Origin of the sequence: Flavobacterium flavigenum, assembly GCF_027111255.2 — a bacterium.
Lineage (GTDB): Bacteria > Bacteroidota > Bacteroidia > Flavobacteriales > Flavobacteriaceae > Flavobacterium > Flavobacterium flavigenum.
The window spans coordinates 550,440-567,216 of sequence record NZ_CP114285.2 but is presented as its reverse complement, the minus strand read 5'-3'; the positions used below and the strand labels follow the sequence as shown (position 1 = coordinate 567,216).

At 31.7% G+C, this 16,777-nt stretch carries 17 protein-coding genes; 10 read left to right on the top strand and 7 right to left on the bottom strand.

The window, feature by feature from the left end; all coding sequences use genetic code 11:
• Positions 1 to 33 precede the first annotated feature (33 nt).
• From OZP09_RS02025 to galA, 7 genes are all read left to right on the top strand, one after another.
• Complete coding sequence (locus tag OZP09_RS02025; protein WP_269236275.1) at positions 34 to 981, top strand: hypothetical protein; 948 nt, start codon at positions 34 to 36, stop codon at positions 979 to 981.
• Positions 978 to 1,787: a hypothetical protein gene (locus OZP09_RS02020; RefSeq protein ID WP_281310196.1), complete on the top strand. Its 810-nt coding sequence runs from the start codon at positions 978 to 980 to the stop codon at positions 1,785 to 1,787. The genes OZP09_RS02025 and OZP09_RS02020 overlap by 4 nt, the downstream gene beginning before the upstream one ends.
• Positions 1,777 to 2,478 carry a hypothetical protein gene (locus OZP09_RS02015; protein WP_269236273.1) on the top strand — a complete coding sequence of 234 codons (702 nt, stop codon included), beginning with the start codon at positions 1,777 to 1,779 and terminating at the stop codon, positions 2,476 to 2,478. Before OZP09_RS02020 ends, OZP09_RS02015 begins: the two co-directional genes overlap by 11 nt.
• A gap of 104 nt (positions 2,479 to 2,582) precedes the next feature.
• Positions 2,583 to 3,053, top strand: a complete 471-nt coding sequence (locus OZP09_RS02010) for an HET-C-related protein (protein WP_269236272.1) — start codon at positions 2,583 to 2,585, stop codon at positions 3,051 to 3,053.
• Complete coding sequence (locus OZP09_RS02005; protein WP_281310195.1) at positions 3,050 to 3,838, top strand: DUF7738 domain-containing protein; 789 nt, start codon at positions 3,050 to 3,052, stop codon at positions 3,836 to 3,838. Before OZP09_RS02010 ends, OZP09_RS02005 begins: the two co-directional genes overlap by 4 nt.
• A gap of 123 nt (positions 3,839 to 3,961) precedes the next feature.
• Positions 3,962 to 5,554, top strand: coding sequence for a family 43 glycosylhydrolase (locus OZP09_RS02000; protein WP_269236270.1), 1,593 nt, complete (start codon positions 3,962 to 3,964; stop codon positions 5,552 to 5,554).
• Between the two features lie 332 nt (positions 5,555 to 5,886).
• Positions 5,887 to 8,709 (top strand): beta-galactosidase GalA, encoded by a 2,823-nt coding sequence (galA, locus tag OZP09_RS01995; protein WP_281310194.1) that lies wholly within the window; start codon positions 5,887 to 5,889, stop codon positions 8,707 to 8,709.
• Positions 8,710 to 8,767: 58 nt separating this feature from the next.
• Here galA and OZP09_RS01990 read toward each other — a convergent pair whose 3' ends face one another.
• Positions 8,768 to 9,748 carry an SMP-30/gluconolactonase/LRE family protein gene (locus OZP09_RS01990; protein WP_269236269.1) on the bottom strand — a complete coding sequence of 327 codons (981 nt, stop codon included), beginning with the start codon at positions 9,746 to 9,748 and terminating at the stop codon, positions 8,768 to 8,770.
• 100 nt (positions 9,749 to 9,848) lie between these two features.
• On the bottom strand, positions 9,849 to 10,436 hold the full coding sequence (locus OZP09_RS01985; protein WP_269236268.1) for a Crp/Fnr family transcriptional regulator: 588 nt from the start codon (positions 10,434 to 10,436) through the stop codon (positions 9,849 to 9,851).
• A gap of 135 nt (positions 10,437 to 10,571) precedes the next feature.
• Here OZP09_RS01985 and OZP09_RS01980 point away from each other — a divergent pair, with 135 nt between their 5' ends.
• The 3 genes from OZP09_RS01980 (at position 10,572) to OZP09_RS01970 (ending at position 12,499) form a co-directional block, all read left to right on the top strand.
• Positions 10,572 to 11,444 (top strand): helix-turn-helix domain-containing protein, encoded by an 873-nt coding sequence (locus OZP09_RS01980; protein ID WP_269236267.1) that lies wholly within the window; start codon positions 10,572 to 10,574, stop codon positions 11,442 to 11,444.
• A 225-nt stretch (positions 11,445 to 11,669) separates the two neighbouring features.
• Complete coding sequence (locus OZP09_RS01975; protein WP_269236266.1) at positions 11,670 to 12,074, top strand: cupin domain-containing protein; 405 nt, start codon at positions 11,670 to 11,672, stop codon at positions 12,072 to 12,074.
• Between the two features lie 125 nt (positions 12,075 to 12,199).
• Positions 12,200 to 12,499, top strand: a complete 300-nt coding sequence (locus tag OZP09_RS01970) for a helix-turn-helix domain-containing protein (protein ID WP_269236265.1) — start codon at positions 12,200 to 12,202, stop codon at positions 12,497 to 12,499.
• A gap of 70 nt (positions 12,500 to 12,569) precedes the next feature.
• Here the strand turns inward: OZP09_RS01970 and OZP09_RS01965 are convergent, their stop codons facing one another.
• The 5 genes from OZP09_RS01965 to OZP09_RS01945 form a co-directional block, all read right to left on the bottom strand.
• On the bottom strand, positions 12,570 to 12,971 hold the full coding sequence (locus tag OZP09_RS01965) for an MFS transporter (RefSeq protein ID WP_269236263.1): 402 nt from the start codon (positions 12,969 to 12,971) through the stop codon (positions 12,570 to 12,572).
• Between the two features lie 72 nt (positions 12,972 to 13,043).
• On the bottom strand, positions 13,044 to 14,414 hold the full coding sequence (locus OZP09_RS01960; protein ID WP_269236262.1) for a GH1 family beta-glucosidase: 1,371 nt from the start codon (positions 14,412 to 14,414) through the stop codon (positions 13,044 to 13,046).
• Between the two features lie 228 nt (positions 14,415 to 14,642).
• Positions 14,643 to 14,936: a DUF3861 domain-containing protein gene (locus tag OZP09_RS01955; RefSeq protein WP_269236261.1), complete on the bottom strand. Its 294-nt coding sequence runs from the start codon at positions 14,934 to 14,936 to the stop codon at positions 14,643 to 14,645.
• Positions 14,937 to 14,948: 12 nt separating this feature from the next.
• A complete protein-coding gene (locus OZP09_RS01950) occupies positions 14,949 to 15,680 on the bottom strand; it encodes a LytR/AlgR family response regulator transcription factor (protein ID WP_269236260.1) in 732 nt (243 codons plus the stop codon).
• On the bottom strand, positions 15,677 to 16,726 hold the full coding sequence (locus OZP09_RS01945) for a sensor histidine kinase (protein ID WP_281310193.1): 1,050 nt from the start codon (positions 16,724 to 16,726) through the stop codon (positions 15,677 to 15,679). Before OZP09_RS01945 ends, OZP09_RS01950 begins: the two co-directional genes overlap by 4 nt.
• Between the last annotated feature and the right edge of the window lie 51 nt (positions 16,727 to 16,777).

Here is a 16,777-nt window from a genome sequence, read left to right as displayed (position 1 = left end):
AACGAGATTAACAAGTGAAACACCCATGAAAAAATGAGAAAAATAATTAATATTCTTTGCATTACTTTTCTATTGTTATTCAATTGTAGTTCGAAACTAGAAAACAACAACTCTAGCTGTGTAATTGCTTTTGTAAATGATATATACATTGATGAGGGCAATTATTCATATAATAATATTGGTGATAGTATTTATAATAAAGGAGAAGGAAAAATATCCATCAAATTTATTGGCATTTTTCCTCAAAAAAATGATACTGTTACTATATATAAATCAAATCCGAATTCAAGTGAAAAACCGGAAAAATTTTCTTTTTGGTCGAAAAAGAAAAACAATCAATCAATAACATTTTATTGTTCAGTGGGAGATGAAATAAAAATTACTTTTAATAATCAAAATAGTATTATTGTTAATAATGATATTTATCAAGTAAACAAAGAGTATTATATTTTTTTAAAGCAAAAAATACTTGTTGAAAAATCAGTTTTAGATTTGACTTTTTTTCTAAAAGATGGGTATGGAGATTATGCGGAATCATTAGATCCGTTAAATAAGAATTGGAGGAATCAAAATGAAGATAAAAGATTTAAGATTATTAAAGCAAAAATAAAAAATAAAAATTATCAAACTGATGATCAATTTTTTAATTACAATTTCACTTATGAATATGATAAAAATGGGATTTTGAAAAATATTTCAGGAGAAAATCTCTTTAGCAAAATACATGTCAAAGAAAATAATAAACATAATGTATATATTATAAATAGGTCAATAAACGAAAGAGCTTCCGAAAATGAGTATTTATATAAGAACAAAAGAAACTTATTTGATTCAATTATTGGTATTAGGGAAATATTTTCTAACGGAACGAGATATCACTATAAAAAATATCAATCCAAATTAAAGATTTCTGAGATAAATAGAAAACCAGTAAATATTGAGGAAATACTTAAAGTTTTAATTATAAATAAAAACGAATGAAAATAGTTTTTGTAAAAACAATGAAACTAACAATTTATTCACTAATATTCATATTGTTTAATGTAAACTCTTGTTTAAGTCAAGCGGGTAAAGATTCTCGAATAGAGATAAATTCTATAATTGATTCTGTTAAATGTAATAATGAAAAATATTATTATGAATTTCCGGATATTCTAAGTAAAAATGAAATTAATTTTTTTAACAATTCTATGAGTACTGATTATTTAAATTATTTGGATTTAGATATTGAAAAAAAAAATATAAGACCAAGTGATATTATTAATATGGCTATTCTTATGCGTAAAAAAGAATGTAATGATAACAATAATTATAGTGGATTTATAGGTTCAAATTATAAAGTCACATTTAATAATTTTAAAATAGTAAGTATTAATATGAATTATGAATCAATGGCTGGTAGTATAAATATTGATTCTTATTATTATAATTTTGATATTGAAAAAAATAAAATACTACAATTTAATGATATTATTAAAGAAAATAAAATATATGAATTGTTGAAAAAAATTAACTCCATATTGCTAGACAGATTAAATAAAGTAAATAAAGAAAATAAAGATGAATTAAATAATTCAGATGTGTATGAATCATTAATTCATTCAAAAAGTTTATTTAAAAAAGAAAATTTGGATACATTTTCTATTAGTGAAAAAGGAATTGAATATATTTTTAATTATGGTTTTCCTAATTGTTCTATTGCAATTGAGAATAATATTTTTATTTCATACAATGATTTAAAAATGATATTAAAAGATGATTTTAAAAAGAAAATAGGTGTTTATTAATTACATTATAAAAACAATTCTGTTCACAATATTCTTCCCGATATTTGTTAATGGCCAAAATTTTAAAATTTTAAACGATTCGATCCTTATTGATAATTCATATTTAAAATTAGAAGAATTAAAAATCATTTCCAAAAATGAGGTAATAAGAACTAAAATTTATAAAATAATTCAAAGTACTTACGATATTTTTGACGGACTCTATTTTGACACACCTGAAGAGAGAATTAAAATAAAAAAGGATACTCTTTCAAAGAGGATTTTAGAAAACAGACTTAGAGAATCAAATTCAGGGTTTGAGCATTATGAGATTTATTATGATAAAAATAATATAATAAACTTATCGATTAGTATTCAATCTTATGGTTCGCCTTGGGAAGGAATTAAATATTATTGTTTTGATTTAAACACTGGAAAAAGAATTGGATTAGATTTATTTTTAAAACAAGATAAACTTTTAAAAGAAATTAGGAATATATTAAAAAATCAAGGAACAAAGATATATGTAAAGAGAAATGATTTATTAAACTTTAAAATACTTGTTGATAAAAGCAAACAGGTTAGAGGTATAGATTTTTCAATATTTGATACAGAAAATCATAGAAATGGTGGATATGAAGAATTCATTGTTCATTTTGACCGGATTGAGATTAAAGAATATTTATCCTTTATTTACAAAAAAAGATTTTAAGATACCCGTAGTGTATAATAAATTATGTAATTATTGATGCTAAATCAGCAACAGTAGAATATACAGGCTGGTTAGGCAGAACAATCGACAGAGGGCTCAGTTATATGGGAGATTCATTAGCTACGTTTAATAATATAGCATACAACTTACTTTTAGGTTCTGCAGATGATGATATAAAGGTAGAGCAAACAGAAAATAGCAATAAAAATTATGGAACTGATCCAACCCATACCCAGGTAGCCAAAGACGCACTTAATCATCCCCTTAATCCGTTGGCGTCTGAGCTCGCCAAAATAGCGGTAAGAGATGTAGCCACAAGAATTTTGGAGATTTGGAAGACAGGCACTGACCCAACAGGGGAAGAGCTTGCCAAATATGTAATAAACAAATACACGCTACACCCTGTATACCAAATTACGGATTGGGCTAATGAAACGGTTAACAAGTGGATTGATGAAAATGATACTATTATACCAAGACTCCAAAGTGCTACTGTATATGAGCATGCAGAAAAGGTAACTCAACGAACTGTAAGCAACAAAAAAGTTCAGGAAATTTTAAATTATTTTAAATGAAACAATTTGCAATTTTAATATTGAGCAGCATATTTATGCAATGCCAAACTTCAAAAAAAGAAACGATGTCACAAACAGATTTTTATATTAGCGAACATAGCATTAGCTATAAAAGCAAAGAATTACCTTTTGGCAAATCAGTAGCCGAATGGGTAAAAATTTTTGGTAAATACGATAGAATATTTCAAACAACAGTCTATATATGGGACGATTTAGGAATTTATGTTTCCGAATCCGATAAAGATAATAGTATTGATGAACTCCATATATTCTTTATGAACTTAGACAGTCCTTTAGGACAGAGAGGAAAACTTGAACAGGCCAAAGGAAGGGTATCCGTTGGATATATAAAAATAAAAGATAAAAATGTAGACTGGCTTGAAGAAGAGTATAAAAAGGAAAAATATGAAAGGATAGAAGAAAGAAATACAACAGGTTCAGATGCACCAAAAAATTTCATTTATCCATTTAAAATTTACTCCAAATCTCTAAATATTGAAGGAGCAGAAGTAAAAGCAGGAATGAAGGTAACAGATATTAATAAAAAAAGATTAGCTGCAGATTTACCGGCCATTAAATATTATGATGCTGATATGAATTCGAAAAATGAAGATGGTTCTCTCACTACGTTATCCAATGGTTATTTTACGACCTTCAATGGTTTTGATAATGAAGAAGAAAGATCAAAAGCCGATTTTTATAATATTATGTACCGCCAGACGGAAGGCGAAATTGAATACATCCGTATTGTACATGATAAAGGGCAGGAATATTATAAATTTTGATTTTTTTAAGCAGGATAGTTTAATAACATGTTTTAATTACTTTTAAAAAGTTGAAAAATCTATTATTTAAAATGATTTATATGGCTTAGCATATCAAAGCATTTTATTCTAAAAAGTAAGAACATGAAAATTAAAAAAACATACCCTGTTTTAATGATGACTATTTTGGCTTTAAGTTTCATTACTAATGTTAATGCCCAAAAAAACAATATCAAAAATGATATTTTCTGGAATACCAAAGACGGAAAACCATTAAACAGTCAGGGTGGAGGTATTTTTAAATTTTCAAAGCCGGTTGATGGAATACAAAGGTATTATTGGTACGGTGTTCAGTATGAAGAAGCTGATATGTACAGAAATGCGCCCTATATCACTTTACCCAATGCTACATTTAAATCGGTTACTTGTTATAGTTCTACAGATTTAGTTAAATGGACATTTGAAGGGGATGTTGTTACCAAAGATGATGTGAATAAGTCAGGCAAAACCTGGGTTGGGCGTTTAGGAGTAGCCTTTGTTAAAGAAATGAATAAGTATGCTATGTTTGTTCAGCATGGAAATGAAGTGTTGATTATGCTTGCAGATTCTCCAACAGGAAGATTTGTCTGGCATCAGAAAATAAACATGGAAAAAATGATCGGAACGAGCAATACGGGTGATCAGACCGTATTTACCGATGAAGACACCGGAAAATCCTATTTAATTTATTCTTATGGAAAGGGAAGAAACAAAATTTATGTTTCTGAAATTGGTGTTAAAGAAGGCAAAGTAAATCTTTTAGACTGTACGCAGATTTTTAAGGGAGAAAGCCGTGAAGGGAATTGTATGTTTAAATATCAAAATAAATATTACATGTATGCATCTAATATTTATGGCTGGGATGCTTCGTTTGCCTATTATTTAGTTGCCGATGATATCAGAGGGCCGTATCTGCCTAACAACGAAATGCTGGTAACCAATGGTGCCTCAGATGATTTTGCACATGTTTCGCAAACTGGTTTTTTCTTTTCTGTAAAAGGAAGCAAACAGGAAACTATACTATATTGTGGCGATCGATGGGCTAATTTTGCAGGAAATGGCTTAGGGTATAATCAATGGTGCCCGATGTCATTCGATGGACAAACACCTTATTTTAATTCGCTAAATTCATGGCACATCGATGCTAAAACAGGCGAATGGAAAGTAGCAAAAGATAATAATTACGTCAAAAACGGAAGTTTCGAAGCTGATCGCAGGCATATTCCAAGTCCTGTTAAACCTATTCAAACAGAATTAACCGGATGGACGAATGAGGTAATCGAAGGAAACAAAATTAGCCTGGATACGCTGACTTCTCCGGTAATCAATTACTTTAATACTGAAAACGACAGAAAGATAGTAATAGGCGAAAAAAGCTTAAATATTACCGATAAGGTTGATTTTAAACGAAAAACTTTTCAAACCATAATTTCTTCACCTTATGTAAAATTAGAAGATGGATTATATACGCTTACAGCCAAAGTTAGAAACACAAAAGGTTTTAAGAACCTGGAAATGTATGCTTTGAGCAACGACAAAAAACTCCAATATGATTTCAAAAATGAAAATATATCATGGAAAACAATTGTGATAAAAAATATTCCGGTTAAGAATGGCAAAGTTGAAATTGGTTTCCTTTCTTATGGTGAAGCAAATGCTTCCTGTCAGGTTGATGATGTTTCATTAGTTAAAAAATAATCTTTTTTATTTATTAGAATATTTGTTTTCAACGAATTTTAATCCGTTGACAATGCGCAATCTTGTCATCCAATATTTATACAAACATAGGATGAAAAACTATACCGATAAATTCTTTTGAAAACAAGTGCCTAGCCCCGATAGCAGTGAAAATCCTTTTGCTTTTTTCTTTAAAAAAGTAAAAGATTGCAACGAATAGCGGGATTAGCTTCTTAAAAATTATCAGTTTACATTAAAATCATTACACTTTGATAAAATACTATTAATTCCAGTAGTGCAAAAAGGATATATTTATCACCTTGCTTAACTATCAAATTAAACCGGAATTATTTATGAAATCTATTTCTTCTAATCGATTTTACCTGTATTTTATTTTTTTTATATCTGTTTGTGTTTCAGCTCAAAATAAGACTCAAAGGAATTTAATTTTAATTGATAAAGACTGGCGTTTTTCATTTGGACATTTATATGATACCCAGAAAGATTTCAACCATGCAACAGGCTATTTTTCCTATCTGACTAAAACAGGATTTGGTGATGGCCCGGCGGCTCAAAATTTTGATGACCGTGCGTGGCGAAAATTAGATCTTCCGCACGATTGGGCAGTTGAGCAGGAATTTAGTGAAAAAGGCAGTTTTAGCCACGGATTTAAAACAGCTGGAAAGGGTTTTCCTGATAAAAGTATCGGCTGGTACCGTAAAAAAATCGCTATTCCGGAAAGTGATAAGGGGCGAATTATCTCTTTAAAATTCGATGGGGTTTTTAGAAATTCGAAAGTGTTTTTCAACGGTTATTACCTCGGAACTGAAGAAAGCGGTTATAACGGATTTGAATATGATGTAACCGCTTATGTCAATTATGGAGGTGAAAATACGATCGTTGTTCGTGTCGATGCTTCAATGGAAGAAGGCTGGTTTTACGAAGGAGCAGGGATTTACAGACATGTTTATTTACAGAAAACAAATCCGATTCATGTTGTAACGAATGGAACTTATGTAACCTCTGAAGTAAAAGAAAACAATGCTGACGTTACTGCTGAAGTTTCTGTTGAAAACAAAGGAAATTATAAAGGTCCAATTGAAGTTATTCAGCATATTTTGGATGCATCCGGAAAGCAAACTGCAACTGTTTCTGAAAGTAAAACTGCTCCGGATTTTTATAAAACATCGATTTATAGTTCAAAATTAGAAGTCAATAATCCATTGCTATGGGATATTGAAAATCCGAATTTATATCGCTTAATTACTGAAATTAAACAGAAAGGAAAGATAATTGATCGTTATGAAACTCCTTTCGGAATCAGGACGATAAAATTTGATGCAGAGAAAGGTTTTTCCCTTAACGGAAAACCCGTTAAACTAAAAGGAACCAATAATCATCAGGATCATGCCGGAATTGGAACAGCTTTGCCAGATGAACTGCAATATTACCGAATCAAAAAGCTGAAAGAGATGGGTTCAAATGCTTACCGTTGCTCGCATCATCCGCCAACTCCTGAACTGCTTGACGCCTGTGATAAACTCGGAATGCTGGTTATTGACGAAACCCGTCTCATGGGAATTAACGATTATCACCTAAATGATTTAAAGCGAATGATAGAGCGCGACCGCAATCATCCGAGTATCTTTTGCTGGTCGGTAGGAAATGAAGAATGGAATATTGAAGGCGGTATTGTTGGCGAAAGTATTACGAATGTGATGCAGGGATTTACAAAAAGCATTGATCCAACAAGACCTGTTACAGTTGGAATAAGCAGTGGTTTTAAAAGCGGAATTTCTTCTGTAGTCGAAATTATGGGTTATAATTATATGGGGAACGGAGATATTGATGCACACCGAAATCAATTCAGACAACAGCCCGGAATGGGGACAGAAGAAGGTTCTACATTTGCAACCCGCGGTATTTATTTTGATGATGAAACCAAACATTATAAAAGTGCTTACGACAAAAAACCACGCCCGACATTTTACAGTATCGAAGAAGGCTGGAAGTTTTATGCTGAAAGACCTTATTTAGCCGGAATGTTTATCTGGACCGGTTTTGATTATCGTGGAGAACCTACACCTTATGGCTGGCCATCGGTTACCTCTTATTTTGGAATGATGGATGTTTGCGGTTTTCCGAAAGACAATGTGTTTTATCTTAAATCATGGTGGGGAAAAGAACCGGTTTTGCACATTATGCCACACTGGAACTGGAGTGGAATGGAAGGCAGAGAAATAGATGTCTGGGTACATTCGGATTGTGAGGAAGTTGAACTTTTTCTGAACAAAAAGAGCCTTGGTAAAAAGAAAATGGAGCAAAACAGCCATTTAGAATGGAAAGTAAAATACGCAGCAGGGACCCTTGAAGCAATTGGATATAAAAACGGTAAAAAAGTACTTTCTGAAGTTCAAAAAACTACAGAACTCGCTCAAAATATAAAACTTACTGCTGATAAAGAGAATCAGCCTAATGCAAATGTCGTAGTCGTAACTGTTGAAACTACAGATAAAAAAGGATTGCATGTACCGACTTCCAATCATGAAATTACATTTTCTGTAAAAGGGGGAAAAATTTTAGGCGTTGGAAACGGTAATCCAACTTCTTTGGAAAAAGACCAATTCATTGATGCTGTAGAACTTGTATCCATTACTAATTTTGAAGAAAAGAAGCTAGCCTCAACAAATACTACAAACCCAATATCTTCGGATGACAAAAGCTGGAAAGAAGCTTTTAAAGATCGCGATTATAAAAATCAGGCTCCGGCGTACGTGTATCGTGGTAAATTTGAATTAAACAACAATTCAAGCAAAAATTCAGTTAATTTCTTTTACAAAAAAATAGGTACTGATGCAGTTGTCTTTGTAAACGGAAATAAAATTGTTCCAAGTACAGAAGATGTTCATAAGTATATTTTGAATGCTAATGTTTTAAGACAAGGCACAAATACCATTCAGATTATTGCACCGCCTTTGCAGAAAGTAAAAGAATGGGATGTAATGAATACCGATCCTGGAATTATTCAGGTAATTACTCCGGCAGAAGCATGGAAAAGAAAGCTTTTCAACGGATACGCTCAGATTATAATCCAAAAAGACGAAAATGATGCTGAAGTAGTTTTATCGGGTACTGCCAATGGTTTAAAGACAGGAACTTTAGTTTTGAAAAAATAATTTCAGGTTTCAAATTTCACGTTATTATGCGCAAACTTTGAAACCTGAAACAAAAAAATTAATTTATCCTTTGGATAGCATAAGTTGACTGGCTTTTGTCTCCTGATAAAAATTTGCCTAGTTTAGAGCTAATAACGTACACATTACCGTCTGTAGCCAAAGCAGCAGTTGTTGGAAATTCATCTTTTCCAATATTTGTTTCATTTATCTTGGCTGCACTGGACCAATTGTCTGTACTTTTAAACGTGTGAGTTTTGCCTAAGCCTAAACCATTTTCGACAATAACTAAATTGTTGTTTTTGTCTAGTTCTATTCCGTCGGGAGCGCTAAATGCTGCCCCTGTTACTTCTGTAATTTTTTCAGGATCAGAAAGTGCTATTTTAAGCAATTTAGAAGTGTCCGTTTTAACTGCAAGTAAATAGCCGTCGGGGTGAAAAACAATTCCATTTAAACCGAATTCATTTGGTTTTGGCTGAAATAAAATATTTTTACTAAATACAGAGGCATTGTAATTAGTGTCAAGCTTATAAATAATTGGAGAAAATGAATCGGTGATGTAAATATTTCCATTATTATCTACCGCAATATCATTTGGGCAGCAACCTGTATTGGGAGTAAAATTTTTAAAATCAATTTCTTTGATTAATTCACCCGAAGTAAGATTAAAAATACTAACTGTAGCAACTGATCCGGCACTTCCTTCCGTACTTTTTTGTGAAATCCCTAAATCGGCATTGGATACTATTAATCGGTTACGAATTTCATCAGTGTAAACTCCTGTGGGCAAAACCAGTTTACTGCTTGTAGCAAAAACAGATAGTTCACCTTTGAGATTCATTGCATAAACAGCTCCTTTTTGTAGAGAGCTAAATAAAAATCTTTGGTTTTTGGAATCGTAATCAATTCCTTCAGGATACAGCCCTGGATCAGTAATGGTGTATTTACTTTTTAGGGAAACAGAAGTTTCTCCTGATTTTTTTTCGCTGTCGCAAGCCATAAAAAGAAGCGAAAATGCTGTAATCAAAATGGTAGTTTTCATTTTTATTAATTTAAATTATTTGTCGGTATTGACTATGCAAAACTGGGACAGAATAAGAAAAATAAAAATGAACTGGTTTAGGAAATAAGGTTGAACCAGTTTAACCTTTCGAGGTTTTGCCGTTGCGTATTTTGCTTAAGTATTCGGTACTGAAACCAAGATAAGATGCCAATGCATATTGAGGAACACGCTTAGCGATTGCAGCATATTTACTCATAAATTCATCATAACGTTCTTCAGCAGTTTTAGTTAAATTAGATAAAAGCCTTTTTTGATGAAAAGCTAATGAGCGCTGCGTAATAATGCGTTCGAATTTTTCAAGTTTCGGAATTTCTTTTAAAAATTGCTGTTCGTCTTGGTATTCGATCTGAATTAGAACTGAATCTTCAAGAGCTTCTACAAATAATGTGGCTGGTTCCTGATAAATTAAACTGCTGTAATCAGAAATCCACCAGTCTTCGATTGCAAATGAAAGTGTATGTTCTTTTCCATCGTTATCAACCAGGTAACCTCTGAATGCCCCTTTAACAACATAACTCTTATGTCTGCAAACAAAACCAGGCTGCACAATAAATTGTCTCTTTTTGACTTTGTTGATCTTCATAAAAGAACTCAGATGATTTTTTTCATCATCAGTCAAATCAACATATCTTGAGATATAATCTATAACGGGCAGTAAATCCTTCATAGAACAAAGATAAAGTGTAAATTTTAATTCCTATAAAAAACAAATTCCAATTTAGTAAAAAGAAAATTCAAATTGATATTGATTTTTGAAATTGACTTTTTTGAAATTTTTATTTGATTTTCATAACTTTGAAAAATGAAAGATCAGATAGAATCCCAGACAGCAGAATTGAGTATAAATGATTTAAAACTCAAAGGTTTTAAAGTATATGAAATAAATGGGGATGTAAGTAAAATTCCGAGCTACAATCGACGCGACTATTACAAAATCTGCATTAATACCAGTAAAAGCCTTATTCATTATGCAGACAGGGGAATTGAAACAGAGGGAACTATTTTGTTTTTTGGTAATCCTGTTATTCCCTATTCATGGGAAATTTTTTCTCCTGATTATCATGGATATGCCTGCGTTTTTACAGAAGATTTTTTAAAGGCAAAAGACCGTTCAGAAAGCCTTAATGAGTCTCCTTTGTTTAAAATAGGAGGCAGCCCAATCTTTTCATTATCTGCAAAGCAAAAAGTATTTATAGATTCGCTTTTTGTAAAAATGATTGAAGAACAGGAAACTGATTATGTGTTTAAAGATGATTTGATTCGCAATTATATCAATCTTATATTGCATGAATCAATGAAAATGCAGCCTTCGGAGAATTTTTTCAAATATAAAAATGCTTCTTCGAGAATAACATCATTGTTTTTAGAACTCTTAGAAAGACAGTTTCCTGTTGAAACAAAAGATCAGCCGCTTGCCTTAAAAACACCGCAGGATTATGCTCAAAGCCTTTCAATACATGTAAATCACCTAAATCGTTCGGTAAAAGAAATTACCGGAAAATCGACAACAGCCCATATTACAGAAAGAATTATCGGAGAAGCAAAAGCTTTACTACAGCATACAGACTGGAGTATTGCAGATATTGGCTATTCACTTGGATTTGAATATCCAAGCTATTTTAATAATTATTTTAAAAGGCTGACAGGCAAGATTCCAAAATCTTTAAGAGCATAAATTGTTTCAAATTCATAATTTTTTGTTTGAATATTGTTATTTTCAAAAAGCATATTTAATCTAATTTTGTTTTGAAATTAAAGTAGTAATCACCTATCAGTTATAACAGATCTAAAACAATACTTCATAAAGCAATTTCTGGCTTTTTTAATTTAGTTTCTGATTCTGATACGGTTGGTCTAATGTAGTTTCAAATAAAGTTAATCCCGAAAATAACTAAATTTTATGTCAACAAATTATTCAGCCGTTATCGAAGAAGGAAAAGTCCCTAGTGCCTATATGACGGGCGACGTTTCCTATAAGAAGCAAAGCAGTGATATTCATCCTGAAAATACTGTTATTAAAGAAGTTACTTTTGAACCTTGTGCGAGAAGCAACTGGCACAGTAATGCAAGCTTGCATATGATTATCGCCAAAGACGGAGTTGGCTATTATCAGGAAAGAGGAAATGCAGTTCGCATGCTTGTTAAAGATGAAGTAGTTACAATTCTGCCTGGAGTTGAACATTGGTACGGAGCCACTCCATTTGACAAGTTCTCTTATGTTGCCATTATAACAGAAATCGACAAAGGACACGGAACTTGGTTAGAAAAAGTAACTGATGAAGAATATTATCTTTTGAGTCACTAACTTTTATAAGGGATATTACTAAGTTTACATAAAGCTGAAAACTTAAAATCTAAACAATAAAATACTAATATGTATCTTATTTTGTAAATGTAGCTTTAAAAAAAAAAGATTTTGTAATTCGTGATTTGTCGGACGAAACCGGCATATCGGTACATCAGCTTTTTATTTTGATTAATTCAGAATTTCATGTTCATTTCCAGGATTTTGTAGATCTTAAAAGGATTGAATATTTTAATGAAAAAATTAATGATCCCGAATGGAAAGATCTATCTCTGGAGGGTATGGCTTTGGGGTCAGGTTTCAAGTCAAGAACTACTTGTTTCAGCGCTTTTATAAAGCACACCGGAAAATCACCATCTGAATATTTTAAAATAATTAAACGAAAAAAGGAAGATAAAGCAGATTTTGTTATTCAAAATAATTAAAAAAAAAGTAGATTTTAACTCAAAAATAAAAACGAAGATATTATTGTTTGATAAAAATGGTTGTTTTCTGCTAATTTGCCTGATCCTTAGATTCATTTGTATCAGTTTCTATTTTTTTAATTTCAACTTTTTCTTTTTTAATCGTTTGTCTCAGCAGTGCAAAAAAACTCATATATAGATTCGCTATAAACACAAGTGAGAATCCCGCAATGATATAGCCCCTCCAGTCTGGTAATAAAAGCCTGAAGTTGCAAAGAGCTATAAAAAATAAGGTAATATAGTGGCTAAAGCAATATTCGCAGGTGAAGAGATAGAAAAACTTTCTTTTAAAAAGTTTTTTATCGCTTTGAGAACGATTCACACACCACTCTCTGGGTTCGCGAAATACTTCTTCGTGAGTAACTGTCCAACTAACGCATGCGATAGGGATAGCCAATATCAAAAGCCAGAAGATTTGTGCTGATGTATCCATTCATTCTTAGTTTATTAAAAATAAATTTAAGAATGAATCGGATTTACTTTATTATATAATTTACTGACTTGGTTATATAATTTCTCTACCATTTTCTAAAAAATCCCGAAACCAAATTCCAGATTGTTTAATGGTTCTCTTTTGAGTTTCAAAATCAACGTAGATTAATCCAAACCTTGCATTGTAACCTTCAGCCCATTCAAAATTATCAGTAAGACTCCATACAAAATATCCGTCAACTTTACAGCCTTCCTTCTTTGCTTTAAGTAATTGCTCTAAATGATCTTGTATATAATGTGTTCGTCTAATATCATATACTTTTCCATTTGCAACTGTATCAGGGAATGCGGCTCCATTTTCTGTAATTATAATCTTTTTTATTCCATCATATGAATTAAATTTTTGGAGGATATGATAGAGTGCTGCAGGGTAAATTTCCCAGCCCATTTCGGTCGATATTACATTTCTTTTCTCAGCGCTTACTAATTCGGCTCCAATATATGGTGTCAATAATGAAGATTTTACAATTTCACGTGTATAACATTGAAGACCAATAAAATCAAAGTCAAAAGCTAAGTGATCGAGATCATCACCCTGAATATAATTATTAATTTTTTTAAGAACCGGAAGATCATCCTGTGGATATCCAAGTCCTAAAATTGGCTCTATGAAAGTTCTGTTTAATAATGTGTCAACTCGCTTTGCAGCCTGAATATCTGCAGATCTATCTGAAAATGGTTCAATATGAGTACATGAAAACGTAGTACCAATATTAGCATCAGGACTAAATTGCCTTAGTTTTTTTGCACCTGCAACGGTTGCCAATGTTACGTGATGTATAGCTTTCAAATAATTGGTTATACCTTTTTTTCCCGGAGCATGGATACCAAGAAAATACCCTGCACCAGTAAAAACCGAAGGTTCATTGATGACCATCCAGTTTTTTACCCTCTCTCCAAAATGCTTCGCACATACTTCGGCATAATCAGAAAACCATAAAGCACATTCTCTGTTAGTCCATCCGCCTTTTACTTCAAGTGCATGAGGCAAATCCCAGTGATACAGCGTTACCCACGGTTCAATTCCGCATTCAAGTAAAAAATCAATTACTTTATTGTAATAATCTATTCCTGATTGATTTACCGGATGAAGACCAGTAGGCATGATTCGAGACCAACTAAGAGAAAATCTGAAGTTAGGGATATTTAATTCTCTGATTAAATGAATATCATCTTTATAACAATTATAAAAATCACATGCATTAATGGCATGATGCCCGTTTTTGATTTTACCTTTTTGGCTGGTAAAAACATCCCAGATTGATGGACCTTTTCCATCTTTATCATGAGCACCTTCTATTTGAAAAGCGGCAGTAGAAACACCCCACAAAAAATCCTGACCAAATTGGTCTTTATTTAAAAATGACTTCTCTAATTTATTCATTCAAATGTATTTTCTTTTATTTTGAAAATTAATGAATAAATGATGAATGCATAGCTCTTAGAAAAAGCCATTCTTTAATGGAAACCAAAAATTTTAAGCTAAAGAATTTCATACTATTTGTTTTATTCAAAATAAAAAAACAAATATAAACAGATCATAACCTAAATGTTATCAAATGGTTAATTAGCTTAAGATGTGTAAAATTATTTCAGCTGCTAATTTTATGTCTTATAGGCTTTTTAGTTTTTTCATGAAAACAGGAAACACTTCATTCATTTCATCAAAAAGAGGATTCTTTCTGTGTTTTAGTTTTATCTCCCCAAATAGTTTTAAACCCAATGCAAATTGTGTTGCTTCAGACTCGCTTTCAAATAAATTTTTAGCATTCATTTTTTCAATGATGCTAAATATTTCGTCGTGGTTTTCAAATTCAATTCCAAGTTCTTTTGCAGGCGCTGTTTCGCCATTTGCATATTCTTTTAAGCTTAATGTGAGATAATATTTATTTGATCTTTTTTCCATTATTATTCTGTTTTATTTTAACCATCTGTCTACAATGGTTTTAAACGCTTCTTTGTATTGTTCGCCAACAGTAATTTCAGTTTTTCCAATAAAAATGGAATTTTTACTTATGCTGTTTATTTTGTCAAGTGAAACAATAAACGAACGATGGATCCTCATAAACTTTGGAGAGGGTAGTTTTTCTTCCAGAGCTTTTAAAGAGATAAGAGATAGTACGGTTTTATCAGAATCAAGAAGATGAACTTTTACATAGTCTTTTAAACTTTCAATATACAACACATCTTTTAAAGAAATTCTTACCCATTGATATTCAACCTTTAAAAAGAAAAAATCATCGTCAGTTGCAATATGCTGGTAGTGATTTGAAGATTCTTCAGTTATTTGCAGGACTTTGTTGGAAGCACGCAAAAACTCTTCGTAACTAAAAGGTTTTAAAAGATAATCGACTGCATTTACTTTATAGCCTTCAATTGCATAATGATTATAGGCAGTTGTGAAAATTATTTTCGGAATCGGTGGTGACTGGTCCTGTAAAAGTCTTGCCAGTTCCATTCCGCTTAGGTTAGGCATGTTTATATCCAAAAAAACAATATCCGGTTGCTTTTCTCGAATTAAACTTAAGGCTTCAACAGCATTGTCACAGCTGCAGCTTAATTGTAAAAAAGGGGTTTGCTCAATAAAAGTTTCGACCAGTTTTAAGGCCAATGGTTCATCATCTACCGCTATGCAATTTAGTACTGTCATTGTTCTAAAGTTATCTGTAGTTCAACTTCATATTTCCCGTCTTTATTGACACCGCAATTTATAGCGTGCTTATGTGGATAAATAAGTTGTAGTCTTCGTTTTGTATTCGCTAAACCAATTCCACCAGGTTCAGTATTAAATGTTTTTTCAAAAAAAGTATTAAGTACTTCAAATGTCAGATTGGTGTCATTTTGTTTTAATGTTATGATAATTTCGCTTTTTTCAGTTGCATGTATCCCATGTTTAAAAGCATTTTCTACTAAAGGTAATAATAACATTGGTACGATGGGGTAGTCGTTTAGTTTTTCTGGTATTTCTGTAATAATATTTAATTTTTTGTTGGCACGGAGTTTCATTAAGGCGATAAAATCCTTAAGAAATTCAACTTCTTTAAGCAATGTAGTTCTTTCACCTTCGGTGCTGTAAAGCAAATAGCGCATCATTCGGCTCAAGGTGTGCAATGCATTTCTTGAATCTTCAATATTTGAATAAGTAAGTGAATAAATACTGTTTAAGGAATTAAAGAAAAAATGCGGATTTATTTGTGCCTTCAGCATTGCAAGTTCTGCCATAGTTTTATCCTGTTCCAGCTTTTGTTTATGCTGAGCCGCTTTTTGCCAGTATTGCAGCATTGCCCAACTGGTACTAATTCCCAATACAAGCAGGGTAAGCATAAAAACGTAGTTATCAAAATAAGGATTTCTGTATTTTGTGAAACCTAAAACCCGGCTCACTTTTGTATGTACATCTGTTTGAGAAGAATACAAATAAGCGATAAGCTGCATAACAAAAATTGTCAGGAAGGACCAGGCCAAATAGGGAGATGTATTATTTTTGATAATCGTTTTCGGTACTACGATTTTCGCATTAGAATAAAATAAAAAAATCAACAGAATCAGGATAATAATCTGCCACAGCCAAAATTCTGGCGGAAGAATAACTTTCCATGTAAGCGGAATGTAAAATAGCATAATAAACCCCAAAAGTAACCAGCCAAGGATGTGCAATCCGGCAAATAAGTAGGGTCTGAAAACATTTGGAGCCATTTGAATTATAATTTATTATGGCAATATTACATTTAATATACATACTATTTT

Coding starts and splice junctions, on each gene's coding strand:
- OZP09_RS02025 (WP_269236275.1), top strand. CDS start 34: ATGAGAAAAATAATTAATATTCTTTGCATTACTTTTCTATTGTTATTC.
- OZP09_RS02020 (WP_281310196.1), top strand. CDS start 978: ATGAAAATAGTTTTTGTAAAAACAATGAAACTAACAATTTATTCACTA.
- OZP09_RS02010 (WP_269236272.1), top strand. CDS start 2,583: ATGGGAGATTCATTAGCTACGTTTAATAATATAGCATACAACTTACTT.
- OZP09_RS02005 (WP_281310195.1), top strand. CDS start 3,050: ATGAAACAATTTGCAATTTTAATATTGAGCAGCATATTTATGCAATGC.
- OZP09_RS02000 (WP_269236270.1), top strand. CDS start 3,962: ATGAAAATTAAAAAAACATACCCTGTTTTAATGATGACTATTTTGGCT.
- galA (WP_281310194.1), top strand. CDS start 5,887: ATGAAATCTATTTCTTCTAATCGATTTTACCTGTATTTTATTTTTTTT.
- OZP09_RS01990 (WP_269236269.1), bottom strand. CDS start 9,748: ATGAAAACTACCATTTTGATTACAGCATTTTCGCTTCTTTTTATGGCT.
- OZP09_RS01985 (WP_269236268.1), bottom strand. CDS start 10,436: ATGAAGGATTTACTGCCCGTTATAGATTATATCTCAAGATATGTTGAT.
- OZP09_RS01980 (WP_269236267.1), top strand. CDS start 10,572: ATGAAAGATCAGATAGAATCCCAGACAGCAGAATTGAGTATAAATGAT.
- OZP09_RS01975 (WP_269236266.1), top strand. CDS start 11,670: ATGTCAACAAATTATTCAGCCGTTATCGAAGAAGGAAAAGTCCCTAGT.
- OZP09_RS01965 (WP_269236263.1), bottom strand. CDS start 12,971: ATGGATACATCAGCACAAATCTTCTGGCTTTTGATATTGGCTATCCCT.
- OZP09_RS01960 (WP_269236262.1), bottom strand. CDS start 14,414: ATGAATAAATTAGAGAAGTCATTTTTAAATAAAGACCAATTTGGTCAG.
- OZP09_RS01955 (WP_269236261.1), bottom strand. CDS start 14,936: ATGGAAAAAAGATCAAATAAATATTATCTCACATTAAGCTTAAAAGAA.
- OZP09_RS01950 (WP_269236260.1), bottom strand. CDS start 15,680: ATGACAGTACTAAATTGCATAGCGGTAGATGATGAACCATTGGCCTTA.
- OZP09_RS01945 (WP_281310193.1), bottom strand. CDS start 16,726: ATGGCTCCAAATGTTTTCAGACCCTACTTATTTGCCGGATTGCACATC.